The sequence below is a fragment of the Streptomyces sp. WELS2 genome (genome assembly GCF_013870595.1).
In the GTDB taxonomy this organism is placed as follows: Bacteria; Actinomycetota; Actinomycetes; order Streptomycetales; family Streptomycetaceae; genus Streptomyces.
In genome coordinates, this window is the sequence record NZ_JACBWZ010000734.1 from 1 (window position 1) to 3,131 (window position 3,131).

Sequence of the window (3,131 nt, forward strand, 5' to 3'; positions counted from 1 at the left end):
CGGTGGCGAGCCGGAAGCCGGCGGAGTGCATCCGGCGCAGTTCGGCGGGGCTGAGCGGGCCCGCCTCGGGGCCGGTGGAGTAGCCGGCGGTGCGGACGCCGGCGGCGACGGCGGCCTGGGCGAGCGGCAGTCCGTAGGGGCCGAGTCCGATGACGGCGAGGTCTGCGGGCATGCGTGGGCCGTCCTTCCCAGTAGCCGAAGCGGGACAGGTGCGCAACCGCTGTGGACAGCAAGAGCGAGCGCACTGACAGACTAGGTACACATATGACCGTTATGTGTGATTGTGTTTGTGTGTCTTGCCGTGGTTGTGCGCGAGTTGTCCACAGGCGGGGAACCCGTGGTGGCTGAAGCGGCGCATCGCGGTCATCATTTGGGCATGAGGAGGGCATGACGGGGCTACGCCCACCGGGTGCGGCCGACGCGAGCGAGTCAGCGACAGCGGGAGGCAGCGGTGAGGACAGCGACACTGGGGCCGGCGCAGCGCGCCGAGGCACTGGCGGCGATGGCGGAACGCGAGCTGGACGTGCTGGTGGTCGGCGGTGGCGTGGTCGGCGCCGGCACCGCGCTGGACGCGGTCACCCGCGGCCTGTCGACGGGCCTGGTCGAGGCCCGGGACTGGGCGTCCGGCACCTCCAGCCGGTCCAGCAAGCTCATCCACGGCGGCCTGCGCTATCTGGAGATGCTCGACTTCGCCCTGGTCCGCGAGGCCCTCAAGGAGCGCGGCCTGCTGCTCGAACGCCTCGCCCCCCACCTGGTCAAACCGGTGCCGTTCCTCTACCCGCTCCAGCACAAGGGCTGGGAGCGGCTGTACGCGGGCTCGGGCGTCGCGCTGTACGACGCGATGTCGATGGCCCGCGGTCACGGCCGGGGCCTGCCGACGCACCGCCACCTGACCCGCCGTCACGCCCTGCGTGTGGCCCCCTGCCTGAAGAAGGACGCCCTCGTCGGCGCCCTCCAGTACTACGACGCCCAGATGGACGACGCCCGCTTCGTGGCCACCCTGGTGCGCACGGCCGCGTCGTACGGCGCGAAAGCGGCCAACCGCGCGCGCGTGACCGGATTCCTGCGCGAGGGCGAGCGGGTCGTGGGCGCCCGGGTACGGGACGTGGAGGGCGGCGGGGAGTACGAGATCCGCGCCCAGCAGGTCGTCAACGCCACCGGCGTGTGGACCGACGACACCCAGGCCATGGTGGGCGAGCGCGGGCAGTTCCACGTCCGCGCCTCCAAGGGCATCCACCTGGTCGTGCCCAAGGACCGCATCCACTCCACCACGGGCCTGATCCTGCGCACCGAGAAGTCCGTGCTGTTCGTCATCCCCTGGGGCCGGCACTGGATCATCGGCACCACCGACACCGACTGGGACCTGGACAAGGCCCACCCCGCCGCCTCCAGCGCCGACATCGACTACCTGCTGGAACACGTCAACTCGGTGCTGGCCGTCCCGCTCGCCCGCGACGACGTGCAGGGGGTGTACGCCGGGCTGCGCCCGCTGCTGGCCGGCGAGTCCGACGCCACCAGCAAGCTGTCCCGCGAGCACACGGTCGCCCATCCGGCGCCGGGGCTGGTGGTCGTGGCGGGCGGCAAGTACACGACCTACCGGGTGATGGCCAAGGACGCGGTCGACGAGGCGGTGCACGGCCTGGACATGCGCGTCGCCGACTGTGTGACCGAGGAGACCCCGCTGATCGGCGCGGAAGGCTACCAGGCGCTGTGGAACGCGCGGGCGCGGATCGCCGCCCGCACCGGACTGCACGTGGTCCGCGTGGAACACCTGCTCAACCGCTACGGCTCGCTGGCCGAGGAACTCCTGGAACTCATCGCCGCCGACCCCACGCTCGGCGAACCGCTGCGCGCCGCCGACGACTACCTGCGCGCCGAGGTGGTGTACGCCGCCTCGCACGAGGGCGCCCGGCACCTGGACGACGTCCTCACCCGGCGCACCCGCATCTCCATCGAGACCTTCGACCGGGGCACCCGCAGCGCCCGGGAGGCGGCCGAGCTGATGGCGCCGGTCCTCGGCTGGGACGCGGACCGGATAGCGCGCGAGGTCGAGCACTACGAGAAGCGGGTGGAGGCCGAGCGCGAGTCCCAGCTCCAGCCGGACGACCAGACGGCGGACGCGGCCCGGCTGGGGGCACCGGACATCGTGCCGCTGTAGATCCGGCGGTCGCGACGGCGACGAGCCTCTTCGCGGCCCTCGGTGGAACGGGATCGGTTCAGGCACCGCCGCAGCGGTCGAGCAGGGCCCGGGCCTCGACGGTGCGGTGATGGGCCGGCCCGAAGGCGGCCAGGCAGGCGGTGTGAGCGGTCGCGGCCCGGGTGCGGGCCTCGGCAGCGCGGCCCAGCCCCAGCAGCGCGGTCGCCATGACGAGGTCCGCCCTGTTCCGTTGCCTGTTCTACGGTTTCGTCTCCTACTCGGTGCTCGCCTACGCGGCCGGGGACCGGGGCAGCGGCAGCGGCTCGTCCGACCGGCAGACCGACGATGTGACCGCCCGGGTGCTGGAGTGGCCCGGCGGGCAGTGGCTGCTCGGCGTCGCCGGGGCCGGTGTGGTGGTGGCCGGGCTGTGGATCTCGGTGCGGGCCGTGCGCCGGAAGTTCCTGGAGGACCTGCGGACCGAGGCGCTGTCGGCGCGGGCCCGGCCGGTGGTGGAGGTCCTCGGGATCACCGGGGGCACGGCCCGCGGGGTCGTGTTCGCGGCGGCCGGTGTGTTCGCCGTCGTCGCGGCCGTGCGGCATCAGCCGGGCCGGGCGAAGGGCATGGACGACACGCTGCGCGCGTTCCGGGACCTGCCGGCCGGACCGTGGCTGATGGCGCTGGTCGCGCTGGGGCTTGCCGCGTTCGGCCTGTTCTGCTGGTGCGATGCCCGCTGGCGCAGGGTCGGGCACGGCGGCCGGCCGGCCGAGCGGGTCAGTCGTCGGAGTCGGGCCTGGTCCGGGCCGCGGCGTACGCCTGGGCCGGGGTCATGGCGACGCCGTCGAGCGTGACCGTCTTGTAGGGGCTCACCTTGGCGCAGGTCTTGCCCTGGTCGGCGGTGGAGGCGTGGGCGCCGCCGACGGCGGCCTTGGTGCCGGCGGGCGCCGGGGAGGCGGTGGCCGTGCCCGGGTAGTGGTTCCCGCTGGGCCAGTCGCTG

The 3,131-nt window shown here is 73.6% G+C and carries 2 protein-coding genes and 3 pseudogenes; 2 read left to right on the forward strand and 3 right to left on the reverse strand.

Annotation, left to right across the window (positions count from 1 at the left end; all coding sequences use genetic code 11):
• Window positions 1-172 (reverse strand): annotated as a pseudogene (locus H5J33_RS28965) (nucleotide sugar dehydrogenase); the annotation flags it as partial.
• A 279-nt stretch (window positions 173-451) separates the two neighbouring features.
• Between H5J33_RS28965 and H5J33_RS28970 the strand changes: the two are divergent.
• Window positions 452-2,158, forward strand: coding sequence for a glycerol-3-phosphate dehydrogenase/oxidase (locus tag H5J33_RS28970; protein ID WP_181797776.1), 1,707 nt, complete (start codon window positions 452-454; stop codon window positions 2,156-2,158).
• Between the two features lie 58 nt (window positions 2,159-2,216).
• Here the strand turns inward: H5J33_RS28970 and H5J33_RS28975 are convergent, their stop codons facing one another.
• Entirely contained in the window at window positions 2,217-2,366 is a 150-nt protein-coding gene (locus H5J33_RS28975) for a hypothetical protein (RefSeq protein ID WP_181797777.1), read from the reverse strand.
• A gap of 19 nt (window positions 2,367-2,385) precedes the next feature.
• Between H5J33_RS28975 and H5J33_RS28980 the strand changes: the two are divergent.
• Window positions 2,386-2,880: pseudogene (locus H5J33_RS28980) on the forward strand (DUF1206 domain-containing protein); the annotation flags it as partial.
• A 28-nt stretch (window positions 2,881-2,908) separates the two neighbouring features.
• On the opposite strand, the pseudogene H5J33_RS28985 reads toward H5J33_RS28980, so the two are convergent.
• Window positions 2,909-3,131, reverse strand: a pseudogene (locus H5J33_RS28985) (LytR family transcriptional regulator); the annotation flags it as partial.

Coding starts and splice junctions, on each gene's coding strand:
- H5J33_RS28975 (WP_181797777.1), bottom strand. CDS start 2,366: ATGGCGACCGCGCTGCTGGGGCTGGGCCGCGCTGCCGAGGCCCGCACC.